The organism is Mangrovibacterium lignilyticum, from assembly GCF_010882175.1.
In the GTDB taxonomy this organism is placed as follows: Bacteria; Bacteroidota; Bacteroidia; order Bacteroidales; family Prolixibacteraceae; genus Mangrovibacterium; species Mangrovibacterium lignilyticum.
This window is the reverse complement of record NZ_WKLH01000002.1, coordinates 527,589-550,891: the sequence shown is the minus strand read 5'-3', so window position 1 is coordinate 550,891 and position 23,303 is coordinate 527,589. Positions and strand designations below refer to the sequence as shown.

At 44.9% G+C, this 23,303-nt stretch carries 19 protein-coding genes; 12 read left to right on the top strand and 7 right to left on the bottom strand.

The window, feature by feature from the left end; genetic code table 11:
• Positions 1-20: 20 nt before the first annotated feature.
• The 5 genes from GJV22_RS09645 to GJV22_RS09625 all read left to right on the top strand — a co-directional run bounded on the left by GJV22_RS09645 (position 21) and on the right by GJV22_RS09625 (position 3,567).
• Positions 21-596 carry an RNA polymerase sigma factor gene (locus GJV22_RS09645; RefSeq protein ID WP_163712272.1) on the top strand — a complete coding sequence of 192 codons (576 nt, stop codon included), beginning with the start codon at positions 21-23 and terminating at the stop codon, positions 594-596.
• 46 nt (positions 597-642) lie between these two features.
• Positions 643-1,062 (top strand): anti-sigma factor family protein, encoded by a 420-nt coding sequence (locus GJV22_RS09640; protein ID WP_163712269.1) that lies wholly within the window; start codon positions 643-645, stop codon positions 1,060-1,062.
• Positions 1,062-1,577 carry a Spy/CpxP family protein refolding chaperone gene (locus GJV22_RS09635; protein ID WP_163712266.1) on the top strand — a complete coding sequence of 172 codons (516 nt, stop codon included), beginning with the start codon at positions 1,062-1,064 and terminating at the stop codon, positions 1,575-1,577. The genes GJV22_RS09640 and GJV22_RS09635 overlap by 1 nt, the downstream gene beginning before the upstream one ends.
• An 879-nt stretch (positions 1,578-2,456) precedes the next feature.
• Positions 2,457-2,912, top strand: coding sequence for a hypothetical protein (locus GJV22_RS09630; RefSeq protein ID WP_163712263.1), 456 nt, complete (start codon positions 2,457-2,459; stop codon positions 2,910-2,912).
• A 10-nt stretch (positions 2,913-2,922) separates the two neighbouring features.
• Positions 2,923-3,567, top strand: a complete 645-nt coding sequence (locus GJV22_RS09625) for a DUF2202 domain-containing protein (protein ID WP_163712259.1) — start codon at positions 2,923-2,925, stop codon at positions 3,565-3,567.
• Between the two features lie 53 nt (positions 3,568-3,620).
• Here the strand turns inward: GJV22_RS09625 and GJV22_RS09620 are convergent, their stop codons facing one another.
• Positions 3,621-6,056 (bottom strand): GH36-type glycosyl hydrolase domain-containing protein, encoded by a 2,436-nt coding sequence (locus GJV22_RS09620; protein WP_163712257.1) that lies wholly within the window; start codon positions 6,054-6,056, stop codon positions 3,621-3,623.
• Positions 6,057-6,236: 180 nt separating this feature from the next.
• Positions 6,237-6,773 carry a hypothetical protein gene (locus GJV22_RS09615; protein WP_163712253.1) on the bottom strand — a complete coding sequence of 179 codons (537 nt, stop codon included), beginning with the start codon at positions 6,771-6,773 and terminating at the stop codon, positions 6,237-6,239.
• A gap of 426 nt (positions 6,774-7,199) precedes the next feature.
• On the opposite strand from GJV22_RS09615, the gene GJV22_RS09610 reads away from it, so the two are divergent.
• From GJV22_RS09610 to GJV22_RS09600, 3 genes are all read left to right on the top strand, one after another.
• Positions 7,200-7,781: a YdeI/OmpD-associated family protein gene (locus GJV22_RS09610; protein WP_163712250.1), complete on the top strand. Its 582-nt coding sequence runs from the start codon at positions 7,200-7,202 to the stop codon at positions 7,779-7,781.
• Positions 7,782-7,910: 129 nt separating this feature from the next.
• Entirely contained in the window at positions 7,911-8,915 is a 1,005-nt protein-coding gene (locus GJV22_RS09605) for a glycoside hydrolase family 43 protein (RefSeq protein WP_163712247.1), read from the top strand.
• A 107-nt stretch (positions 8,916-9,022) separates the two neighbouring features.
• Positions 9,023-11,299: an ATP-dependent helicase gene (locus GJV22_RS09600; protein ID WP_163712244.1), complete on the top strand. Its 2,277-nt coding sequence runs from the start codon at positions 9,023-9,025 to the stop codon at positions 11,297-11,299.
• Positions 11,300-11,315: 16 nt separating this feature from the next.
• On the opposite strand, the gene GJV22_RS09595 is transcribed toward GJV22_RS09600, so the two are convergent.
• The 5 genes from GJV22_RS09595 to GJV22_RS09575 form a co-directional block, all read right to left on the bottom strand.
• Positions 11,316-14,015 (bottom strand): DEAD/DEAH box helicase, encoded by a 2,700-nt coding sequence (locus GJV22_RS09595; RefSeq protein ID WP_163712241.1) that lies wholly within the window; start codon positions 14,013-14,015, stop codon positions 11,316-11,318.
• A 139-nt stretch (positions 14,016-14,154) separates the two neighbouring features.
• The gene (locus GJV22_RS09590; protein WP_205461812.1) at positions 14,155-14,760 is read right to left on the bottom strand and encodes a 7-carboxy-7-deazaguanine synthase QueE; all 606 of its coding nucleotides are present in this window, start codon (positions 14,758-14,760) and stop codon (positions 14,155-14,157) included.
• A complete protein-coding gene (locus GJV22_RS09585; RefSeq protein WP_163712239.1) occupies positions 14,738-15,088 on the bottom strand; it encodes a 6-pyruvoyl trahydropterin synthase family protein in 351 nt (116 codons plus the stop codon). The genes GJV22_RS09590 and GJV22_RS09585 overlap by 23 nt, the downstream gene beginning before the upstream one ends.
• A gap of 170 nt (positions 15,089-15,258) precedes the next feature.
• Complete coding sequence (locus tag GJV22_RS09580; RefSeq protein ID WP_163712236.1) at positions 15,259-16,131, bottom strand: DUF72 domain-containing protein; 873 nt, start codon at positions 16,129-16,131, stop codon at positions 15,259-15,261.
• Positions 16,132-16,262: 131 nt separating this feature from the next.
• Positions 16,263-17,114 carry an AraC family transcriptional regulator gene (locus GJV22_RS09575; RefSeq protein WP_163712233.1) on the bottom strand — a complete coding sequence of 284 codons (852 nt, stop codon included), beginning with the start codon at positions 17,112-17,114 and terminating at the stop codon, positions 16,263-16,265.
• 168 nt (positions 17,115-17,282) lie between these two features.
• Here GJV22_RS09575 and GJV22_RS09570 point away from each other — a divergent pair, with 168 nt between their 5' ends.
• The 4 genes from GJV22_RS09570 to GJV22_RS09555 all read left to right on the top strand — a co-directional run bounded on the left by GJV22_RS09570 (position 17,283) and on the right by GJV22_RS09555 (position 23,287).
• On the top strand, positions 17,283-18,380 hold the full coding sequence (locus GJV22_RS09570; RefSeq protein WP_163712230.1) for a sialidase family protein: 1,098 nt from the start codon (positions 17,283-17,285) through the stop codon (positions 18,378-18,380).
• Positions 18,381-18,463: 83 nt separating this feature from the next.
• Positions 18,464-19,390 (top strand): dihydrodipicolinate synthase family protein, encoded by a 927-nt coding sequence (locus GJV22_RS09565; RefSeq protein WP_163712227.1) that lies wholly within the window; start codon positions 18,464-18,466, stop codon positions 19,388-19,390.
• A gap of 47 nt (positions 19,391-19,437) precedes the next feature.
• Positions 19,438-20,925, top strand: coding sequence for a sodium:solute symporter (locus tag GJV22_RS09560; protein WP_163712224.1), 1,488 nt, complete (start codon positions 19,438-19,440; stop codon positions 20,923-20,925).
• A gap of 361 nt (positions 20,926-21,286) precedes the next feature.
• The gene (locus tag GJV22_RS09555; protein ID WP_163712220.1) at positions 21,287-23,287 is read left to right on the top strand and encodes a fructose-1,6-bisphosphatase; all 2,001 of its coding nucleotides are present in this window, start codon (positions 21,287-21,289) and stop codon (positions 23,285-23,287) included.
• Positions 23,288-23,303 lie beyond the last annotated feature (16 nt).

Here is a 23,303-nt window from a genome sequence, read left to right as displayed (position 1 = left end):
CGAAACTGAATATTCAACAGATGACTGATCAGGAATTGGTGCGACAAATTAACAGTGGCGACGACAAGGCTTTTCGGCTTTTGGTCGATCGCCATCAAAAGCTGGTGTTGCACACTTGTCTGGGTTTCGTTCAGGATCGGGATGATGCGGAAGATTTGGCGCAGGAGGTGTTTGTCGACGTTTATCATTCGCTGCCTAAGTTCCGGGGCGATTCGAAATTATCGACCTGGATTTACCGGATGGCAGTCAACCGTTCGCTGAATTTTGTTCGCGACTACAAACGCCGTCGTTTTTTCCAGGCAATCGGGATCGGTTCATCGGACGACTTCAACCGGGATGTTGCCGACGAAAGCTGGAACTCGCGTCCCGACCATGAAGTGGAAAATAAGCAGCGACGAACAAATTTGTATCATGCAATCAACAGTTTGCCCGAGCGCCAACGCGTGGCCTTTACGCTGAGCAAACTCGACGATCTCTCGTACCAGGATATTGCCGGGGTGATGGGGCTTTCCCTGTCGTCGGTCGAATCGTTGATTCACCGGGCAAAGCTGGGATTACAAAAGAAACTGTATCAGTGTTACAAAAAAGGAAGCTGATCGCGCAAGTTTGAACCGAAAAATGTGTCTACTAAATATGAAAACGATGAATCACCAGACCGTTCGTAATAAACTGATCTTCTACCTGGAAGAACGTTTACCCGGCGATGAGCAGCAAAAGGTTGCCGATCACCTGGCCGATTGTGGTGAATGCCGCCGCTATTTTGAACTGCTAAAGGGGGAGCTTCAGTTGCTCGACGGGAATCGGCAACAGGAGGCGGGCCCGTATTTTTATGCCGGAATCAAAAACCGGATCGAAGCCCGGAAAAGCTGCAGGTCGTTCCCCTGGCAACGGGCGCTTCAGCCGGTCATGCTGGCGTTGTTGCTGGCCGTCGGCATCCGGTTTGGCATCTGGGTGGGCAACCACGCGCAGGCTGAGCTGTCGACCACCGAACAGGCCGTGCTTGTGCCGTTCGACGATTTGTCGGAAGAACCGATTGAAGAATTTCTTTTAAACGTTGAATGATGTTTCGAAATGTAAAACTATTAAGCTGGCTGGTGGTGATCTTGTTGGTCACGAATCTGGCAACCATTGCAACGGTCTTTTACCATACGCACCAGGAAACGATCGCGCAAAAAGGCGAGCCTGAAACAGATGCGCCGGGCGACCGGCGAACGCGTTTCTTTAAAGAGCAGCTGAACCTTAGCGACGACCAGTTGGAGCCGTTTCGCGAAGCCAACCGCCGGTTTAATCGACATGCCCGCGGAATTAGTCAGACGATGAGCCAGCTTCGGGTTGATATGCTCGATGAGCTTTTTGCCGATTCGGCCAGTCGCGACAACCTGCAGCAAATTGCCCGGAAAGTGGGGATGCAGCACGAAGACCTGAAAATGGCAACCTGCGATTTCTACCTCGAACTGAAATCGATTTGCAACGACCAACAGCGCATGCAACTGGCCACCATCTTCCAGTCGCTGCTGAATAGCGACGAACGGGTGAAGCTGCCCGGCAGGCAGCACCGCAAAGGACGGCCCCAATAGCTCTTTTTATTTGTTGGATGAAGAATCCTGAATCGGACAACCGGTTCAGGATTTTTTGATGGCCTTTTCCGGACCCGGAACAGGGATTCCGGGTGTTTTGATGGCCTGATCCGATTCGGGTTGAAAGGCCCCATGTTTTTAATGGCTTAAACAGATTTCGGTTGAAAGCCTCAGGGTTTTTGGAGGCTTCAACAGATTTGGATTGACATCCTCAAAACTTTCAGAGGCTTCAGCATATTCAAATTGGTAGCCTCAAGGTTTTTGATGCCCCCAACAGATTCGGAATGAAAGGCCCCATGTTTTTGGAGGCTCAAACAGATTCAGATTGAAAGCCCCAGGGAGTTTTGATGACCCAATCAGATTCCGGTTGAAAGGCCCGAAGATTTTTTCAGCAAAAAACATACCCGATTCCGGGGAACCACCAACAGGGATGAAAGAGAACGAACTGAGAGGACTTTCCATTGCAGAGGAGATGCCTGGAGCCGATCGGCCTTTTTTTATCAAGACCTGAATCAAACTAAAAGTTTAGTGCAGACGGGAAGTTCCGACGTGAGGAGGAAATCACCCGCCGAACTTAGCTTTTAGAAAGATGGGGGTTGAAGATAAAAATCAGCCTTGACTTTTTTTGCCTACTTTTTTGTGTTAAGACAAAAAAACAGGTGGGGTTTGGGGCAACGCCCCATTAGTTGTATCGACTGAAGTTTGTTGCATCACGTTTACATCCCCTAATTTCTGGTCAGGGAGAAAACTTTCAGCAAAAAAAAACCGGCAACCACCGCAAGTTTTTAATTCAATCGGTGTCCAAGCAGTAAAACCTTCTCATCCGAAGGAAATTCAAAGACATCGAAATAGCATTAAGAACTCAAAAATCAAAAAGTGATGAAAACAACAATTGGAATTTTAACCGTGATTTTAGTGGTGGCCTTCGGCGTTCAAACGAACGCTCAAAAACAGCAACGGAACTCCTGTATTAACGGGATTTCAAACTTAACCGAGGACCAAAAGACCTCGATCGGCGAGTTGGAAACAACCTTTCAAAAACAGATGGCCGACTACCGCACAGAACGGCAGGCGACAACCGATTTGGATGCGAAGGCGAGCATTCGGGCGAAAATGCTGGCTACTCGAACCAGTCATCGCGAACAGGTGAATACCCTATTGAACGCCGATCAGCAAAAAGAATACGCTGCCTGGCAGGATGCCCGCCAGCAACGCGGCAACAAGGGAAATGCTGTAGGGCCGCAAGGTAAACAAGGCAAAGGCAAGGGCAAAGGTCAGTGCAACGGCCAGAGCCGTTCGGGCAAAGGACGAGGAACTTGTCGTGCCAACAGCTAATCCCAAGGTTATGAAAACGAAGGTAACCGGAATTTTACTGGGGGTTTTACTCTCGGTTACGATTAGCGGCTTTGCCGGCGTTGGGAACGAAAGCCTGCCCGACGAGGTGAAAGCCGGATTGCTACACATGCGCGAAGAAGAAAAACTGGCGCACGACCTGTACACGGCATTCGGCGATTTGTACGACCTGCGCATTTTCGGGAATATCCCGTCGGCTGAAGCCAACCACATGGCGGCCATGCTTAGCCTATTGGAAGCTTTTGGCTTGGAAGATCCGGCAAGCGCCGATGATGGTGTTTTTAACAATGAGGCGTTGCAAACGGCCTACGACAAACTGCTGAGCGACGGAACCGTTTCGCTGGTTGCGGCACTGAAAAGCGGCGCCTATGTTGAAGAGTTGGATATTCTGGATTTGGAAGAACAACTGGAACTGACGACCGACGAATCGATTGCGTTGGTGTACTCGAATTTGTTGCGGGGCAGCCGGAATCACCTTCGCGCATTCAATCGGGTATTGGCGAACAACGGTGTTGATTACCAACCGCAGTTAATGTCGCAGGAATCGTTCGATGAAATTGTGAATGACGACATGGAACGAGGCGGCGGAAAAGGGCAGGGGTGCTGTCGCGGCCGCGGATGTCGCAGCAACAACTAGAACCAACCAAATAGCAACAGGAAGAGCGGACCAAAATCCGCTCTTTTTATCATCTATCCCATGATAACTTTGACATCGCAGGTTGTTTTGTCGGTTACCGGAACCAGGTTGCCGTCGACCTTTTGGCCGTCAACCCAAAGTTCTTTTAAGCCTTTCATCACGCTATCCGGGTTGCTTACTTCAATGTTGAAGGTCGTTCCGCGGAAGGTTCGGCTTACGTTAAACCCGTCCCATTCAGCCGGAATACATGGATCCATCAACAAGCCATCGTAGGTTGGGCGGATCCCCAAAATGTACTGGGTGATGGTGTAATAGTTCCAGGATGCTGTTCCTGTTAGCCACGAGTTTTTAGCTTCGCCGGGTTTGAAGGCGTCTTTACCGGCAATCATCTGGGCATAAACGTATGGCTCAACTTTGTGCAGTTCGCTGAGGTGTTCGGTGTATGCCGGGCAAATCTTTTGGAAATAATCCCAGGCCCGGTCGCCGCGTCCCTGCACGGTCTCACCAATCATGATCCACGGGTTGTTGTGGCAGAAAATACCGGCGTTCTCCTTGTACCCGGGTGGGTAGGACGAAATTTCACCGTATTCGATATAGTATTTTGTAAAAGGCGGATTATTGAGCACAATGCCATGTTCGCAGTCCAGGCGTTCTTTGACCGAGTCGAGCGCTTTGGCAACCAATCCGTCTTCCAGACCAATTCCGGCCATGGTGCACCAGCCGTTCGATTCGATGAAGATTTTGCCTTCCTCGTTGTCATTCGACCCGATTTTGTTGCCATAGTAGTCGTAAGCACGCAGGAACCATTCGCCATCCCAGCCGTGTTGCTTCACGGCTTCAATCATGGCGTCGATGTGTTTTTCTGCACGGTCGGCCTCTTTGTTTTTGCCCAGTTTATGGCATAGCTCCATGTAATCGCGACCGTATACCACAAACAAACCGGCAATCATTAAACTCTCGGCTTTGGTGCCTTCTGTTTTATTCTCGGTCGTTTGAAAGCTTTCGTTCGGATCGTTTGAGAAGCAGTTCAGGTTGAGGCAGTCATTCCAATCGGCACGTCCAATCAGCGGAAGCCCGTGAGGCCCGAGGTTGTTTACCACATGGTTGAATGAAACAGTGAGGTGCTCAAACATGGAAACTTCGGTGCCCGGTTCGTTGTCGAAGGGAACCGGTTCCTCGAGAATGCTGAAGTCGCCGGTTTCTTTGATATAGCTTGTCGCTCCGAGGATCAGCCACATCGGGTCGTCGTTAAAGCCCTGGCCAATTTCGTTGTTTCCCTTTTTTGTTAATGGTTGATATTGGTGATAGCAACCGCCGTCGGGAAATTGAGTTGAAGCAATGTCGATGATGCGCTCGCGGGCACGTTCCGGAATTTGATGTACAAAACCAATCAAATCCTGGTTTGAGTCGCGGAATCCCATTCCCCGGCCAATGCCACTTTCGAAAAAGGAGGCAGAACGTGAGAAACAGAATGTGATCATACATTGGTACTGGTTCCAGATATTCACCATCCGATCCAGCTTTTCTTCTTTTGAGTTGAGGGTGAAAACGCCCAGCAATTGATTCCAGTAGGCCTTCAATTCCAACAACGCAGCATCGACCTTTTCAGGTGTATTGAAACGCTCAAGGGTTTCTTTTGCCTTGGTCTTATTAATAATGTTTTTCGATTCCCATTTGTCTTCCTGTTCGTTTTCAACATAGCCCAATACGAAAACGAGCTCTTTGCTTTCGCCGGGTTGCAGCTCCTCTTCAATAAAGTGAGAAGCGATCGGAGACCAACCATGGGCAACACTGTTGCGCGGGCCACCTTCCTGCACCGTTTGTGGCTCATCAAACCCATTATACAAACCGAAGAAGGTTTCTCTATCGGTTTCGAAACCTCCAATTGGTGCATTGACCGAGTAGTACGCATAGTGGTTACGACGCTCTTTGTACTCTGTTTTGTGGTAGATGGTGCTGCCTTCAATCTCAACCTCACCGGTCGAGAAGTTACGTTGAAAATTTTCCATGTCGGTGGCAGCATTCCACAGCGCCCATTCGACAAAGGAAAACAGCTTAATTTTTTTACTTTGATCGGTGTTGTTTGTCAGTTTTACCTTTTGCACTTCGGCCCAGGTTTTCAAGGGCACGAAATACAGCACCTCAGCTTCAATACCGTTTTTTACACCTTTGATTGTTGTGTAATTCATTCCATGACGGCACGAATAATCATCTAATGGCGTTTTGCAGGGTTTCCAGCTCGGGCTCCAAATTGTTCCTCCATCGTTGATGTAGAAATATTTGCCACCGGCGTCCATCGGTACGTTGTTGTAACGATAACGCGTAATCCGGCGAAATTTGGCATCCTTGTAAAAGGAATAACCGCCGGCAGTGTTGGAAATAAGACTGAAGAAATCTTCATTGCCCAGATAATTAATCCAAGGCCAGGGAGTTTTTGGGTTAGTAATAACATACTCCCGATTTTCGTCATCAAAATGTCCGAAATTCATACGTTAAGTTGTTGGGTTTATAAGCCAGAATTGTGAACGTTGTTGTGCTGCATAAAACTTTTGTTCGCAGCCCAACCAGAAACAAATCCAAAACAAAAATAGCATATATTGTAAAAACTACAAAAAGATGTTGCCAAAATAAAACATGTTATAGAGAAGTTTTCCGCAAAAAACGACAGATTATAGCTTTTGTAAACTTTGTATGAATAGGAGAAGTTCGCTCTTATAGACTTGAAAACAATCATTTAGCTTTTTAACGCGTTTGCTGACAAATTGGGATAGTTTAACCTGATCATTAGCCGTTTGAAGCTCGTCCAGAAATTCCCAACGGATTTGTTCAAACCAGTTTTCATTTCGAAGTATCCGTCGGCCACCATATCTCACTTCATAATATACGAAAACGTCCTTCGCGTTTATGACGGAAATGTCTTTTAATAGAAAGCGAAGTGCTCCGGAGTAGGCGCGGATGAACAACCAGTTCTTATTCAGCTCATCTGAATATTCGATCATAAATTTGAGTTCTTCAATTTCCTTATAGAACTGATCCAGTTTTCTTTCATCGATATAAGACTGAAGTTGTATGAGGGTCTTTTGAGTCGATTCCGTGAATCGAGTTATGGTTTCATTCGATGTTTTTTGTCCCACGCTCTGGTCCGAATCATCTAGTTGCTTAGCTGAATTGTTCAGATCATTTAAAAAGCTTTCAACTTGAGTCATAATAGCTAAATTTTAAGGCAATTTAGTTCTATTGAAATGAATTGCCAATGCTTCAAGGAGTCCAATTAGTAAATTGAGCTATTAGGTTAGCGATTGAAATACTAGGCCGAGCAAATGAAATATAGTTTACTATTTAGGCTACATCTACGATCGAAGTTGCGTCATCTTCGACTAAAGAAAATTCATCTTTTATCGAAGTTAGCTAAAAACAGATCGAAGTCGACCGTTTATTGCTTGAAGATGGTTCAGCTTCAACCTGAAAAAAGTCGTCTACGGCCGAAGAGGAAGCTGATTGTGTTTCGTTGATAAGAAGATGATTGCAATTAGCCAAACAAACAAAAGGACGGAGCCGGATGTTTGTAAACAATGGACTCATTTCAGTAATACCGGCTCACACAATGACAGGCATATTTTCAAATGAATAGCATGAATCCAAAGGTTGATGAATATTTGAGTAAAGCCACTAAGTGGCAGGACGAAATGACTTGTTTGCGAACAATCATTTTGGCCTGTGGCCTGACTGAAGAATTGAAGTGGGGAAAACTCTGTTACACATTTCAGGAAATGAACATCGTTATTTTGCAGGATTTTAAACAATACTTTGCGCTGCTGTTTTTCAAAGGCGTTTTGTTGAGCGATCCCAATGGCATTTTGGTAAAAACAGGAGAAAAGACCCGGGTTGGACGCCAGATTCGTTTCAATAACGTGGATGAAATCATTGAATTGGAAGACATCCTGAAAAGCTACCTCTTCGAAGCCATTGAACTTGAAAAAGCAGGTTCGAAAGTTGCCTCGGCAAAGCCAACAAAGCTGTTCATTCCGAACGAATTTCAACAGAAACTGGATGAACTCCCGGCTTTAAAAGAAGCTTTCGATTTACTAACTCCCGGACGGCAGCGAGGATATCTTCTTTATTTTTCAGCAGCCAAACAAACCAACACGCGTGAGTCACGGATTGAAAAATTGCTGCCACAAATTCTGAATGGAAAGGGATTAAACGATCGGTAGATTACCATTTTGTTTTATCGGCGGTATAAAAAGTTAAAAATACGTTTATCATTTCGGCTTCGTGCTTATGTTTGGGGCAATTTTTGTAAGATGAATCCTAACAATTCAAGAAATTAAAAAAAGTAGCTTATGAACTTCCTGAAAATTGTTATCGTGCTTGCGATAACTCTTGTCTTTCACAACTCCATTTTCTCGCAGAACATTCAGTTTGATAATCCGATTGCCGAACAGCGTGCCGATCCCTGGGTGTTTAAAACCGATGACGGTGTTTATTACTTAATTGCCTCGGTTCCCGAATACGATCGCATTGTGATCCGTAAAGCCCATAGCATAAATGGCATGAAGGATACTCCGGAAAAAGAGGTTTGGCACAAACACGATAAAGGGGTGATGGGGCACCATATTTGGGCGCCCGAATTACACCGTTTCGACGGAAAATGGTATATCTATTTTGCGGCAGGTGAAGCCGAAAACATTTGGAACATCCGGATGTGGGCCTTGTCGAACGCTTCGGAAGATCCACTAAAAGGTGAGTGGAAAGAAGAAGGACAGATTAAAACCCAACGCGAGTCTTTTTCGCTGGATGCGACGACATTTGAGCACAAAGGCAAGCAATATATGATTTGGGCGCAAAACGTTCGCGGCGGACAGCATGGTACCGGCTTGGTTTTGTCAGAGATGAAAGATCCCTTAACATTGACCGGCCCCGAGGTTGTGATCACAGAACCCGATTTTAGCTGGGAACGGGTGAAATACAATGTCAACGAAGGACCGGCAGTGATTAAACGGAACGGAAAGATCTTTGTGACTTATTCAGCCAGTGCTACCAACGACAACTATTGCATTGGTTTGTTGTGGATTGATGAAGATGCTGATTTGCTGGATGCCGCAAATTGGGAAAAGTCTCCTGCTCCGGTTTTTCATTCCAATGAAGACTTAAAAAGATACGGTCCCGGTCACAACTCGTTCACAACTGCCGAGGATGGTAAAACGGTAATCATGATTTACCATGCTCGCGACTACAAAGAAATACAGGGAAATGAATTGTCGGACCCGAACCGGGCGACACGTGCCCGCGTTGTTCAATGGACCGAAAGCGGTTTCCCCGATTTTATGCAGAATCAAGGAGATTAAGCATTAAACTAGAACTTTTAAAGATGCCTTTCTGATCGCACGAGGGGCATCTTTTTTCGTTTATTGCCCTACCTTTGCGTTGCTAAGGTTCAATTTTCAGGAATAGTATGAGATATAAGCGCCTTCATTCACGTTTGAAAGGCTCTTCAGCGGAAAACACATTCGATCAGTTAGCGAATGCTTTTGAGGCAGAGGGGCAGGTTCTGCAACATTCGTTTGCGCCGCTTATCCATCACCCGGTTTCGGATTATGGCGAAGAAATTGAACGTATTCGAACGATTGATGCCAAGCTCGGGAGAACTTTTGAGCGGTTGAATCGGCATCAGCGACACGCTGTTTTCCACGAAGCTCAGCATGTCATTCTTTCGGCCATGGTGGGAAGCGGCAAGACAACTGTTTTGATTGCGAAACTTTTCTACCTGCATTTTATCGCGCATGTTCCCTTCGATCAGATAGTGGTTTTGACCTTCACGAACAAAGCTGCACGGGAAATTAAGGAGCGCATTGCTGCTTTCCTGGGAGAAGTTGATTCAACGATGAAGGAGCAGTTACGCTACTTTGGTACTTTCCATGCTGTTGCCCGTCAATTGTTGCAGGAACATCCGAAGCTGGAAAAAATCGGCTTTAAGCCGGGCTTTCTCATCATGGATGAACAGGAAAAGCAAGAGTTCCTGGAGCGGCTGATTGCGCAGGAAAACCTGACGATAAAGTATGAGAACCAGTTGGCTAAACGTTGGCGGAACTACCACCGGAACGGCGAAATAATGATGGGCAACATGAAGGCTGAAGATGATTTTGAACAGTTGGTTCGGTTAGCTGAGTCTGAAAAACGTGCCCTCAATACAATGGATTTTGACGACCTTATTGGTTTATGTAACCGTTTGTTGGAAGAACAAGTTCCAGCATCTCCGAAATGGATTATCGTTGATGAGTTTCAGGATTGTAATGCGGAACAACTTCAGTTGATAGAACAGCTCAGAGGCAATGATTCGAAGCTGTTTGTGGTTGGCGATCAAAATCAAAGTATCTATGGATGGCGGGGAAGTAAAGAGCGTCTTTTTCAGGAAGTGCAAAGTTCGTGGGAGGCGACGTGGATGGAGCTGCCTCAAAATTACCGAAGTACAGGGACTATCCTTTCTGCTGCCGAAAGTTTGCTCAATCAAAACGAGGGTGCGCTGATTGCAACCCGGCAGAGTGGAATGCCGATCGATCTGGTTCGTCATTTCGACGATCAGCAGGAAGCGTATTACCTGCGCGAACAGATGCTTTCGTTGAAGCAGGATAATATCGCGCTGGACACCGTTGCCATTCTCTTCCGAACCCATCAGCAGATCAAAATTGTGGAGACTGTATTCGGGCAGGCGGCTATTCCGCATCAATTGGTGAAGCGAACAGAACTGCATGAGAATCCTGCTCAAACCTTTCTGCTTCGAATCTTTAAACTGTGTATCAATCCCAACGACTTTGATGCTTGTCTGTCGGTCAGCTGCGATCCAACATTTGGTGCTTTAAAGCGAACGCCTAAACTCATTCAAACGCTGCATTTACGGGAGTCAGGTACTTCAGTCTTGCAAGCCATGCACCAATACCTGGAGAAACGAAAAACGTCGGCCAAAGAACATCTCCAACTGTTGGAACAGGTTGAGAAATTCAAGCAGGAGTTTTTATCGGAAACGGAGGATTCTGCACAGCAACTGATCGATTTTTTAGCCCTTCGATCTATCCTGAAACCAACATCAATCCATCACGAGGCCTATCTGACTGCTATTACCGAGGCGTGGGATCAGTTGAAAAGGTATATGAAGGAGCAAGGCTGGGGCGATGCTTCATCGATCTTTCACGTTGCTTTGGATCAGGTTGTTTTGGAAGGCACTTTTCAAATCAATAACCGGATTAAGGAAGAAGGGCAGGGCGTTCACCTGTTGACCATTCATGCTTCAAAAGGACTGGAGTTTGATCGTGTATACATTGCCGGTGCCAATACAGGAGTCATCCCTTTGACGCAGCACCAAAAAGGAAGTCAGAACATTAAAGAAGAAAAGCGCCTGTTGTTCGTTGCAATGACCCGGGGTAAAAACAAAGTAGAGATTGGCTGGCATGCTCAGCCGGCTTTGCGGAATGCAGAGCCAAAGCCTTCCTATTTTCTAAATTCGATTCCTGATACCCTGCTCAATCATCGTGTCTCAGTAAGTTCGGCGGAAGGCACAACAGAGCCCGAAGTTGTTGATGAATGGCCAATCAACAGGACTGTTCTGCACAAAAAGTATGGTGCTGGAAAAGTCACATCAGTGGACGACAAGGAGCTTATCTGTACTTTCGATTCTGTTGGCGAGAAGTCTTTCTCCAAAGCATTTGCAAAGGTGTTGCTGACGAAGGTTGAGTAGCCGGTCTCAAATCCCGCTACTTTGAGTCATCTTCTTTTCCGCCCATCATTCGGCGTATTTTGAGTTCTTTACGCTGGTCAGTTTCACTTCCGGCTCTTAGCGACAAAGTATATTGTTCGGGTACTTCGACCAGAATGGACAATTCCGTTTTTAAGCCCTTAATCACAGTCTCGTTATTGGCGATTTTCAAGATGCCAGGCGGAAGATACAAGACAATGGTTTCGGCTGTTTGCTCCATGCGCATGACTTCTTTCAGGAACTTAGCCCCGAAGCGATCTTCCTCGTTGAAACGCTCCAGTAATTCAGTCCAATTTGGCTTTACCTCTGTCCATTTCATCTTAGGCAGTGACGATTCCCGGGCGCGATTCAGTCGTTCGCCAATGACTCCCGAGATCGGAGACGGCAACTCTTTGTAGAAATTGCGAAGTGCCCAAAGAATTAGATTCTTATCAATCCGGGCATCACCTACGCATACCGGGCAGCCGTTTTTACAGCTACAACCTTTCACCAGGGATCCGGCATTCTGAATGATCTGATCAATGTAATCAAACACCTTTTCCGAAAATCCCAATCCTCCGGGATAGCCATCATACAGCACAACGGCATATTTGGTCTGCTTGGTTTCTACATCAACAAAGGAGAAAATATCACCTCCCAGATCGCTGTCAGTGGCCATCACTTTCATCGAAGCCGCTGCCTTAATACAATGCACCAATCCTTCGCTGTAGTCGAAACGGGGCACTTTACCTTCAGGAGGCCCTTGCTCCAAAGCAGGAGCTTTACCTGTTGCCACGAAAGTGCGGACAACAATGTCCGGGATTTCGATCCAGCAGGCTTCGGTTTCCATCTTTGTTCTCAATATCTCGGACAGCTCCGTGAAGCCCAGGTTCTGATGAGTGTTGAACTCGACCATCTTGAAACCGGTGATCATCACAGTCACCCGAACATCGCCAAAGAACCGGTTGATCCGATGCTCTTTCACATGTTCGTGCTCCATCAAAATAGCGATATTGCCGGGCTTATGTGGTTCCGTATAGTAGTTTGAATTGACTTCTTTGATAAAGGCCGTTTTGCTCTCCAAATCAAGTTTGATGGATTTGTACTGCACACTGTCGTGCAAGTAGATGGCACCGGGATAAAATTCTTTCTTCGCCTGAATAAGGTCGACGGTTGTGACGGTCTCTTGCTTGTCCATGTCCACAACCTTGATGGTGTCGCCCGTAATATTACGCAAACTTATTTCGTGCGCCGGCGAAATATCGCCGCTCCACTGGTAGGTATTATTTTGTTCCAGCAATTCTCCTTCCTTCTCCAGCAAGGGAATGATTTCTCCCAAATCGGGGAAGCTGGCAATGTCATCAATGGTCAGGGGTAACTCGGCCGAAGCTGCCCGTATGTGCGAAAGTTGAATATAGAGGTTGTCGCGGTCGATGATGGCATTCTCCGAATCGGCCTGTAACAACCAGTCGGGATGTTTGCCCACATATTGATCCAGTGGTTTTTCCTTCAACATAACAATGGCATGGGCTTCGGATCCGTTTCTTCCCGCTCGTCCCAGCTGCTGCCAAAAACTGGCACGTGTTCCTGGAAAGCCTCCCATGAGCACAGCATCCAAACTTCCGATATCAATACCGAGTTCCAGCGCATTGGTCGACACAACACCCAGCAATCCTCCTTCAACCAAATCCTTCTCAATTTTGGCTCGTTCTATCGGTGTGTAACCTCCGCGGTAAGCGGAAATTTTATCGGACATGTCTATGCCATATTCCATCGGGTCGGAAGCCAGTACATCGCGACTCTCTTTGGTTACAATTTCCGTTTCGCGGCGGGACTGGCAAAAAGTGATTGATCGTACGCCCGATAAAACCAATTGCGGCAGAATTGCTTTCAACTCTTCACTGACGGCTTTTTTCCGTTTGGCACCCTCTAAATATTCCGGTTGAAAGAAATGAATATGCTTGGCGGGAGCTGGTGAACCGTCTTGTTCAACCAGCTCAAATGGTGTGTGACAGATATTCTCAGCCAATTCTCCCGGATTCGCGATGGTGGCAGAACTGCACAAGAAGCGGGGTTTATTGCCATGGTAATCACAAATTCGCAAGAGCCTTCTGAACACATTGGAAACATGCGAACCAAATGCTCCGCGGTAGGCGTGCAACTCATCAATAACAATGGTATCAAGGTTTGCAAACAGGTGCGGAAATCCGTATTTGTTGTGGTTTGGCAAGAAACTCGCGTTAATCATATCCGGGTTTGTCAGAATGATGTTGGCTTGCTCCCGGATTCGGCTACGCTCATTGGGTGCAGTATCGCCATCGTAAATTCCTGCCTGAATTCGGTTTTCACCAAAGAAGGAAACAAATTCCTTAATGTTGCGATATTGATCTTTGGTCAATGCTTTTGTTGGATAGATGAAAACGGCCCTTCTTGAGGGGTTTTCCAGGATTCGCTGCACCACCGGAAGATAAAACGATAAGGATTTACCGCTGGCTGTTCCGGTTGTAATGACAACGCTTTTCCCGGCATGAGCTTTCTCAAACATCTCTGCCTGATGCGAGTAAAGTTTGTCGTATCCATTCTGCTGCATCCAATTTTTAAGCTCGGGATGCAGGTTTATCGGAGGATCAACAAAAACAGCCGGGCGCGACTTTAAACTACGCGTTGCAATAACACGTTCAGCATGTTTCAATAAAATACGGGATACGGCATTACTCATAGCTCACACTTCAGGATGAGCTGCAAAGATAGGTTTTTATCATCCCCCAAGTAAGATATCCGGCTTCAAGTAAAAAGGTCGAATTCATTTTTTTTCGCTACAGCAGGATGGATAATCCAGAAGAATTAAAGCGAATTTTTTACCGGATATCCCAGATTTTGTGTTGCTGAATGGACAATTGCCAGCCCGGATTCACCAAAATATAATCGATACATTCCTTTAATATGTTCCGATCCAGGTTCATGCGCTCTTTCTCTTTTCCCAGGAAAACCGGACTTAAGTAATAATGCAGAGCCTCAGGTAATTCGCTAATTTCATATTCGGGCTTTTCGTTGAAAATACATTTCATCTCGGAAACACCGTTCGGGAAATTCTTTTTCAGTTGAGTCGCGGTAACTTGTTTTGGCGAGCAGGTTACAAAATCAAGATTCGCAGGAAGGGCTTTGGTGCCGTTGGTTTCAATAGCCTGATAATACCCGTGATTTTTGAAGAAACCGACAATCTCTTCAGTTAATTGCAACGCGGGTTCGCCGCCTGTCCAAATGATGTTTTTGCAGGGATACTGGCTGATTTCTTCGATCAACTTGTCGAGCGAATAATCTTCGCCAGACTCGAATTCGGTATCGCAAAACCAGCAATTCAAATTGCACTTGGAGAGGCGAATAAAAATGTTGGGTACTCCGGCTCTTGATCCTTCTCCCTGAAGTGAGTAGAATATTTCGTTAACAAATAAGTTCACAGACATTTCCAAGGCTTTCCTGAATGACAACTTTTGTACACCAAAAACGTTTGCCGGCTTTTTTTGTCCCGATTGTCTGAGCAATCCATTGGGCCATGTTTTCGACCGTTGGGTTTGGAATAATATCGTTCAAATGCTTATGGTCGAGTTTTTTGAAAACAACTTCTTTTAAATAATTGAAGTCGACAACCATTCCGTTTTCGAGTTCGGAACAGGCTACGTAGATGTCAACCAGCCAGTTGTGCCCGTGAAGATTATTGCATTTGCTATCGTATGGGAGATCAAGTATATGACTTGCCGATATTTCAAACCGTTTCTTTATTGTCCATTCCATCTTTCTATCTCGTTAAATTCAGTCCTGCTTTTGCGGTTTTCTCCTTGAAATTTTCCGAAGAGCAGTCATGACTTTTTAAAATTTCTGCAAACCTAACAATATTTGCTTAGAAAATGATTGTCAAAACAATAACAGGTCATATTATCTCTTGTTCGGATGTGAGGCCTTTTTTAGGCCATTTTCGGAATTTTCAGATTTGTTCCTAATTCCTTGTTCAGGTTTTCAATGAAATGGGCTGAAAGTAAGGGCGATTCTTTTTCCATGTTTTGGTGAACGAAGAAATAAATATCCCGCAATCCCTGATCGACCCAGCTTTTCAAACGGTCAACCCACTCGTTCAGCCGGTCCCTGTCGCTTTGATGATCGTTTGCGCCAACATAGCGAATAAAAGCGACTGGTGTCGTGAGTCGCATATGCAGCAAATCGCGACGTCCGGCTGTGTCAACAATAATATTGGTCATGTTGGACTGCTCAAACAGGTGATATACCTCGTCCGAAAGGAGGTCTTCGTTAAACCAGCTGGTATTGCGAAGTTCGACAGCCAGCGGAATTGCCTTTGGAAAATTTTCCAGGTAATTCACTAACCGATCGTAATTTTTATAGCCAAAGTTATCGTGTAACTGAAGGAAAGCCATCCCCAGTTTTTGTTCAAAATTGGAAATATTGTCGCAGTATTCTTCGGTTAGTTTTTCTACATTATTTAGCCGCCGCATGTGGCTAATGCTTTGTGTGATTTTTGGAAAGAAACGAAAATCGTTCGATGTTTTGTCCCGCCATGTTATCACCCGGTCAGCCGGAGGCATTCCGTAAAAAGTTGCATTTAGCTCGATCGAATTAAATTGCGTTGAATAATAACTTAGTTCATCTTTGGTACCTCGCGGGTAAAAGCCTTTCAAATCGGTTTTATTCCATTTCGCACAACCCACGTATACATTTAGTGGTTTTGATTGATCGTTGCGCTCCAAAACAACCGCTGTTGCCGGATGGTCGGGTGGAAGACTAAAGTTTATATCGCCGGGATTTGGTACTTGTCCGAATTTCATAGAAGTCCTTTTTGTTTTTAGTGAAGATAAAATAATAAGCCTGAATAAGGCAAAAGTGCAAAGCGGGTATCTTTATATTTTTGTAGTTGAGTTGCTCTAAATTGTTTTGGTGACTTGGATGCAATTCAATGTTACCGGAAATCTTTTCGGTACTCGCTTGGTGTTTTGCCCATCAGTTTCTTGAAGTAGTGGTTGAAGTTGGCTAAGTTATTATAGCCGCAGTCGTAACCTATTTCGGTGACTTGTTTATTGGTTTCGGCCAGCATCTTCGCAGCAAATCCAATCCGTATTTTGATGACATATTCCATAAAAGTCAGTTTGGTTTTCTTTTTGAAAAACCGGCAGAATGAGCCGGGCGCCATATTTAATAAGGTAGCAACCTCCTGCAGTTTTATTTCCTCCTGAATGTGCTGAAAGACGTACTCGTAAATCTTATTGATTTGCTCAAAGTCCTGCTCAAACCCACTAACTTTCATCGGAGCTTTCGAAATAAATTCCCGTTTCTCACAACTTAATAACAGGCTGAAAATTTGCAGGAGGCCGATGTAGCTGTTCAACCCTTCTTTTTGGGTCAATTCCTGCAACAGGTGTTTGATTGTCGGGATTTCCAAGCCGCTGAAAAAGATGCCTGTTTCAGCCTGTTTTAGTAAATCCACAATTTCTTCGAGTTCCGGTTTGTTGAAGAAGTCAGAGCTGATCAGGTTTTCGTAGAAGTGAATAACAATGCATTTGGGCGGCTCTTCATCCTCTGTTTGAAGAATCTCCCAGCAATGCGGTAAATTGGGTCCCAGCAAAACCAAATCGTCCTTTTCAAAACTTGAAATGTTATTTCCGACAATACGCTTGCCTGAGCCTGATAAAATGAAGTTAAGCTCAAAGTTCTTGTGCGAATGAACCCGGGCAGTATTCTTTTGGAGTTCCATTTCCCGCGTAATGAAGGAGTGTTGATGCGGAACAAATATCTTATCGAAGGTGTACTCCATTTATTAAATATTAACAGAAAATGTAAATATAGGCAAATATAAAGATAGCATTGGTTAAAATATGCTGTGTTTGGGTTAAAATCTGCGATAGGGATATTATTGGAATAACGTTCCTTTGTATTGACAATCGTATTTTTGACCGATTTAATATTCAAAAAAAAGAGATCGATGAAAAGGTATTCAAAATTACTGTTAGCACTATTGGTACTAATTGGATTCAACAGTTGCGCGAAAGAGCGAACGTGGAAAGAAGGAATTCTATCGGACGAGTTTATCTATGAAGAAGCTCCGTTTCCCGCCTGCCATGCGTCAACAATTGCTGAAACTGAAGATGGAACAATGGTTGCATCGTGGTTTGGTGGCTCTAAAGAAGGTGTTGCAGATGTCTGCATTTATGTTAGCCGTAAAGAAAACGGCAAATGGACAGCTCCGGAATTGGTTGCTGATGGTGTGATGGATGACGGAACGCGATTGCCAACCTGGAATCCGGTATTGTATCAGGTTCCCGGCGGTGATTTGCAATTGTATTACAAAACCGGGCCTTATCCGGCCGATTGGCATGGTTGGCTAAAAACATCGGCTGATGGCGGAAAAACATGGTCGGAAAAGCAGATGTTGCCGGTCGGAAATATTGGACCTGTCAAGAATAAACCGGAACTCGTCAATGGCGTATTGATCTGCCCTTCCAGCTCAGAGAATGACGGACTATGGCGGGTTCATATGGAGTTGACACCTGATTTTGGTAAAACCTGGACCCGTACCAAAGAACTGAATGACGGAGTCGAAGTTATTGCCATTCAACCCAGTATTTTAAAATATGCCGATGGCCGCTTGCAAGCATTGTGTCGCAGTAAAAACAGGGCTATTCTGCAAACATGGTCAGAGGATGGTGGACAAACCTGGTCGGAACTGACGAAAACAAGCCTTCCGCAGAATAATTCCGGAACTGATGCTGTCACACTTTCCGATGGAACGCAGGTGTTGGTTTATAACCATGTGCTTCCTCCGGGAGACCACTATAAAGGAATCAGAACTCCCTTGAACGTTGCTGTCTCGAAAGATGGTGAAAACTGGTCGGCAGCACTGGTACTGGAAGACACGCCGGATTCTGAATTTTCTTATCCGGCAGTGATTCAATCCAGCGATGGCATGATTCACATTGTTTATACCTGGAATCGCGTGAAAATTAAACACGTGGTTGTCGATCCTCATAAGCTGGTCTTAACGCCAATTGTTGATGATGAATGGCCAAAATCACAAGAATAAAAACAATAACCAACGGGAGAATGGCTTAGGCCGAGGGAGCACAAGTGTCCTTCAAAACTGTTCTCCTTTTATACAACAATAAAATGAAACCTAATTTTTCAATGCCATTGAAAGGAATTGTTCCTCCTTTGGTTACACCGTTGCTTGACAATGATACGCTTGATGTTGAAGGACTCGAACGCTTGATCGAACATGTTATTTCCGGCGGTGTTCATGCCTTGTTTTTGTTGGGAACAACAGGCGAGTTTGCGAGTTTGAGTTATAAAATTCGCGAGGAACTCATTCAGTTGAGTTGTCAGTTTGCGAAGGGGCGGGTGCCCGTTTTGGTCGGAATATCAGATTCGGCTTTTACCGAAAGTTTGAATTTGGCGCAAAAAGCTGCTCAATACGGTGCCGATGCGGTTGTAATCACACCGCCTTATTATTTCTCATCCGGACAACCCGAATTGCTTGAGTACCTGAAGCGCATTATGCAACAGATGCCTTTGCCCTTGTTCATTTACAACATGCCGGTTCATACCAAAGTGATGTTTGCACCGGAAACGGTTCGTGCTGCAGCCGATATTCCCGGAATTATCGGGATGAAGGACAGTTCAGCTAACCTGTCCTATTTTAACCAGGTTCAATATTTATTGAAGGATCGACCGGATTTTACGTTCATGGTTGGTCCCGAGGAAATAACAGCTGAATTTGTGCTAATGGGCGGGCACGGTGGTGTGAACGGCGGAGCCAATATGTTCCCCAAGTTGTACGTTGATTTGTACAATGCGGCTGCAGCGCACGACATGCCCAAAGTATTGGAATTGCGTGAAAAGGTACTGCAAATTAGTACAACGATTTACAATGTCGGACGGTTTGGCTCAAGCTACCTGAAAGGGTTGAAATGTGCCTTGTCGGTAATGGGAATTTGCAGCGACTTTATGGCTGAGCCTTTCCACCGTTTTAACGAACCGGAGCGCAAAGTTATTGAAGATGCGTTGGAAAAACTGAATTATAAATCCCTTCTTTGAACCTAATATTTAATCAATTTTCAAACCTAAACTTGAAATAAAATCGAATGAGTAAGCTGGACGTTATCATATTTATAGCCTATTTAGTTGGAATTGTTTTATTCGGCAGTTCATTTTATAAAAAAAATAAGTCAGCCTCAGCTTTTACTTTGGGAAATCAGAGTATCCCAACCTGGGTGATTTCCTTGTCGATTTTTGCCACTTTTGTGAGTAGTATCAGTTACCTGGCCCTACCGGGTCAGGCTTATCTGACCAACTGGAATGCCTTTGCTTTCAGCCTATCGATTCCATTTGCATCGTATATGGCGGTGCGCTTTTTTGTTCCGTTATACCGTTCTGTAAACAGTCCTTCGGCATACACCTACCTGGAAAACCGATTTGGTACCTGGGCTAAAGTTTATGTGTCGGTCATGTATTTACTCACGCAGTTGATGCGGGCAGGAACCATTCTTTTTCTGCTGGCACTGATGGTACACACATTGCTGAATTGGGACATGGCGACCATTATCATTGTAACCGGATTCAGTGTCATGCTTTATTCGCTCCTGGGCGGAATACAGGCTGTTGTATGGACAGATGCCATTCAGGCGATCATTTTGATTCTTGGAGCGGTATTCTGTATTGGCACGTTGATATTCGCCATGCCGGAAGGGGTGGGGCAGATTTTTGAAATAGCAGCCGCAAACGATAAGTTCAGTTTGGGGAGTTTTGGTACGGAATTGACCAGCTCAACCTTTTGGGTGGTCTTGATTTACGGTATTTTCATCAACCTTCAGAATTACGGAATCGACCAAAACTACATTCAACGTTACATGACTTCCAGTTCGGAGCGTGAAGCCAAGAAATCAGCTTTGGTGGGAGGACTACTTTACGTACCGGTGTCGGCCATGTTTCTGTTTATCGGAACAGCACTTTTCTCTTTTTATCAGGCAAAGTCCGGTTTATTGCTGGAAGGAACTCCAGCCGATAAAGTATTCCCTTGGTTTATTGCGAACCAGCTGCCTGTTGGCTTCACCGGTTTTCTGATTGCTTCGGTTTTTGCGGCCGGGATGAGTACCATCTCAACCAGTATCAACAGTTCCGCAACGGTTATTCTGACTGATTTTTTCAAGCTGTCTGATGATCCTGAAAATGGGAAAAAGTCGATGATGATTTTGTATTCGGCTTCATTCTTATTTAGTTTTTTTAGCATTGGAGTTGCTATTGCTATGATTAATGTGCAAAGCGCATTGGATGCCTGGTGGAAATTGGCATCAATCTTCAGTGGCGGTATGTTGGGGCTCTTCCTGTTGGGCTATGTCGCTCCTAAGGTGACCGGTAAACCAGCCATCGCTGGGGTAATTGTGGGCGTATTAGTAATTGGTTGGATGAGCCTTTCACCTATTTGGTTCCCGGAGTGGGGACTCGAGGACTATGCGAGTCCGCTTCATAGTTATTTGTCCATTGTTTTCGGTACAGTTGCCATTTTTGTTGTTGGTTTTCTGGGGGGGAATGTCATTCATCGCGTAAGGAAAAAAGTCGCAGTGAACGCCTGAGAATGTGTCGGATTCGTTTTCCGTTCTGACCCTTTGTTGTTCGTAAAGTTGAAAAGTCGACCTGCTTCTCCACAATGGCGGCACCTCTGCCATTATTCGTTGACTTCGTTATCAGCTCTTTAGGATAGATATGACTGTTCTGTCTTTCACTATTTGAATTCGCAAAGCTGATATAAATGAGGAGACTAAGCTAAGAGTTCATTCTCGAAAGTAGTCTGAATTAGGAATCAGAATGAACTTTCGGGCTTTTCCTGTTTTTGTCTCCAAGTTTACTATATTAGTAGTGCTGTTAGTTTTCTCTGAAATTAACCAGCGTGAATACAATTCTCTACGAATAATATCAACCTAATTTACTTTAAAGATGGTTTTGGATTACGAAGAAAGTGAATCGTTGAAAAACGATTACAGTGTTGACGAATTAAAGCATCTTAATTTACTCGCTGAAAAATTTCCAACTGTTCAGTCTGTATGTACTGAAATTATTAACCTGGAAGCTATTCTGAACCTACCAAAGGGGACGGAACATTTTCTGACCGATATACACGGGGCATACGAAACGTTTAGCCATGTTTTACGGAACGCTTCCGGCATGGTGCGTAAAAAAATTGACGCCGTGTACCAATATTCATTGGACGAAAAAACGAAGCGACAATTAGCCACACTCATTTATTACCCGGAAGAAAAACTGGAAATCATCATGCGAGAGGAAGAAGATCTTGAAAGTTGGTATTCAGTCACGCTCCTCCGCTTGATTGAAGTGGCCCGCGTTTCGGCTGATAAATATACCCGTTCGAAGGTGAGGAAAGCAATGCCGGAAGATTTTGCCTATGTAATCGATGAATTGCTCAATGAGCGAAACGCTAAAAAAGAACAATACTACAACAGTATCATAACGTCAATCATCAATGTTGACCGCGCCAATCAGTTTATTGTTGCCATAAGTAAGTTCATTCAAACGCTGCTGATTGATCGCCTGCATATTATCGGGGATATTTTTGATCGCGGCCCTCATGCAGACAAGGTAATGGATGTGATTCATAACCATAAATCGGTTGATATCCAGTGGGGAAATCATGATATTTTTTGGATGGCTGCAGCAGCCGGAATTCGAGCGAGTATTGCAGGGGTAATCCGCATTAGTGCCCGATATGACAACCTGGATACCCTCGAAGATGCTTATGGCATCAATCTTTTACCACTGGCAACTTTTGCAATGAATGCTTACAAAGGTGATCCTTGTGAGGCCTTCATCCCGGTTAATACACCTCCCGAAAATATCGGATCAACCCATGTAAAACTGACCAGTAAAATGCATAAGGCTGTCATGGTTCTTGAGATGAAGCTTAGCGCCGAAATTATTAAGCGAAGTCCGGAAATGCATATGGAGGATCGTTTACTGTTGGATAAAATTGACTATGAAAAAGGTAGGATTACAATTGATGGACGTGAACTGGAGTTAACTGATACCAATTTCCCGACCATTGATCCTAAAAATCCGTATGAGTTGACTCCCGAAGAAAAAGAGTTGGCTGAAAAACTTCGTTTTTCGTTCCTCAATTGCGAGCGCTTGCAGCGACACGTGAGGACGTTGTTTTCCAAAGGAAGCACTTTTTTGGCCTACAACTCAAATTTGTTGTATCACGGATGTATTCCGCTGGATGACAAAGGAGACTTCAAGGAAGTTACCATTCACGGAAAGCAATATAAAGGAAAGGCTCTGTGTCAGCAATTCGATCTTATTTCGCGGCGGGCATATTACAACCGTGAGCGACAAGACAAGAGGAGCAGAGATCGCGACTATATGTGGTACTTATGGTGCGGCGCCGATTCTCCGCTGTTTGGAAAGAAAAAAATGGCCACTTTTGAGCGCTATTTTCTGAATGATAAAGAAGCCCAACGGGAGGAGAGTAATACGTATTACAAATTACGGGATGATAAGGAAACCTGTGTACGTATTTTAGAAGAGTTTGGACTCGATCCTGAAAAATCACATATCGTTAATGGGCATGTTCCGGTCAAGGTTGCGAAAGGGGAGAGTCCGGTTAAAGCTGAAGGAAAACTGTTTGTAATTGATGGAGGAATGTCCAAACCATACCAAAAAGTAACAGGAATTGCAGGCTATACCTTAATCTATGATTCGTATAGTCTGATTCTTGCAGAACATGCTCCTTTCGAGTCCAGACGAAGCGCTATTCGGGAGGAAGCTGATATTGTTTCGACACGAAATATGATTGAGCGGGCAACTGACCGGATCATTGTCGGGGATACCGATATCGGTGTTAGTTTCAAAAATCAGATTGGAGATTTGAACCGACTTCTTGATGCCTATCGAAAGGGAGTGGTAAAAGTTAAGAGTGTTTAGAGGGATAAAATGAGCA

What these genes read in the sequence shown, in the direction of transcription:
- GJV22_RS09575 (WP_163712233.1), bottom strand. Translation starts at nt 17,114, where the DNA reads ATGGAGTACACCTTCGATAAGATATTTGTTCCGCATCAACACTCCTTC.
- GJV22_RS09595 (WP_163712241.1), bottom strand. Translation starts at nt 14,015, where the DNA reads ATGAGTAATGCCGTATCCCGTATTTTATTGAAACATGCTGAACGTGTT.
- GJV22_RS09635 (WP_163712266.1), top strand. Translation starts at nt 1,062, where the DNA reads ATGTTTCGAAATGTAAAACTATTAAGCTGGCTGGTGGTGATCTTGTTG.
- GJV22_RS09570 (WP_163712230.1), top strand. Translation starts at nt 17,283, where the DNA reads ATGAAAAGGTATTCAAAATTACTGTTAGCACTATTGGTACTAATTGGA.
- GJV22_RS09605 (WP_163712247.1), top strand. Translation starts at nt 7,911, where the DNA reads ATGAACTTCCTGAAAATTGTTATCGTGCTTGCGATAACTCTTGTCTTT.
- GJV22_RS09555 (WP_163712220.1), top strand. Translation starts at nt 21,287, where the DNA reads ATGGTTTTGGATTACGAAGAAAGTGAATCGTTGAAAAACGATTACAGT.
- GJV22_RS09600 (WP_163712244.1), top strand. Translation starts at nt 9,023, where the DNA reads ATGAGATATAAGCGCCTTCATTCACGTTTGAAAGGCTCTTCAGCGGAA.
- GJV22_RS09590 (WP_205461812.1), bottom strand. Translation starts at nt 14,760, where the DNA reads ATGTCTGTGAACTTATTTGTTAACGAAATATTCTACTCACTTCAGGGA.
- GJV22_RS09565 (WP_163712227.1), top strand. Translation starts at nt 18,464, where the DNA reads ATGAAACCTAATTTTTCAATGCCATTGAAAGGAATTGTTCCTCCTTTG.
- GJV22_RS09580 (WP_163712236.1), bottom strand. Translation starts at nt 16,131, where the DNA reads ATGAAATTCGGACAAGTACCAAATCCCGGCGATATAAACTTTAGTCTT.
- GJV22_RS09610 (WP_163712250.1), top strand. Translation starts at nt 7,200, where the DNA reads ATGAATCCAAAGGTTGATGAATATTTGAGTAAAGCCACTAAGTGGCAG.
- GJV22_RS09625 (WP_163712259.1), top strand. Translation starts at nt 2,923, where the DNA reads ATGAAAACGAAGGTAACCGGAATTTTACTGGGGGTTTTACTCTCGGTT.
- GJV22_RS09615 (WP_163712253.1), bottom strand. Translation starts at nt 6,773, where the DNA reads ATGACTCAAGTTGAAAGCTTTTTAAATGATCTGAACAATTCAGCTAAG.
- GJV22_RS09645 (WP_163712272.1), top strand. Translation starts at nt 21, where the DNA reads ATGACTGATCAGGAATTGGTGCGACAAATTAACAGTGGCGACGACAAG.
- GJV22_RS09640 (WP_163712269.1), top strand. Translation starts at nt 643, where the DNA reads ATGAATCACCAGACCGTTCGTAATAAACTGATCTTCTACCTGGAAGAA.
- GJV22_RS09560 (WP_163712224.1), top strand. Translation starts at nt 19,438, where the DNA reads ATGAGTAAGCTGGACGTTATCATATTTATAGCCTATTTAGTTGGAATT.
- GJV22_RS09630 (WP_163712263.1), top strand. Translation starts at nt 2,457, where the DNA reads ATGAAAACAACAATTGGAATTTTAACCGTGATTTTAGTGGTGGCCTTC.
- GJV22_RS09620 (WP_163712257.1), bottom strand. Translation starts at nt 6,056, where the DNA reads ATGAATTTCGGACATTTTGATGACGAAAATCGGGAGTATGTTATTACT.
- GJV22_RS09585 (WP_163712239.1), bottom strand. Translation starts at nt 15,088, where the DNA reads ATGGAATGGACAATAAAGAAACGGTTTGAAATATCGGCAAGTCATATA.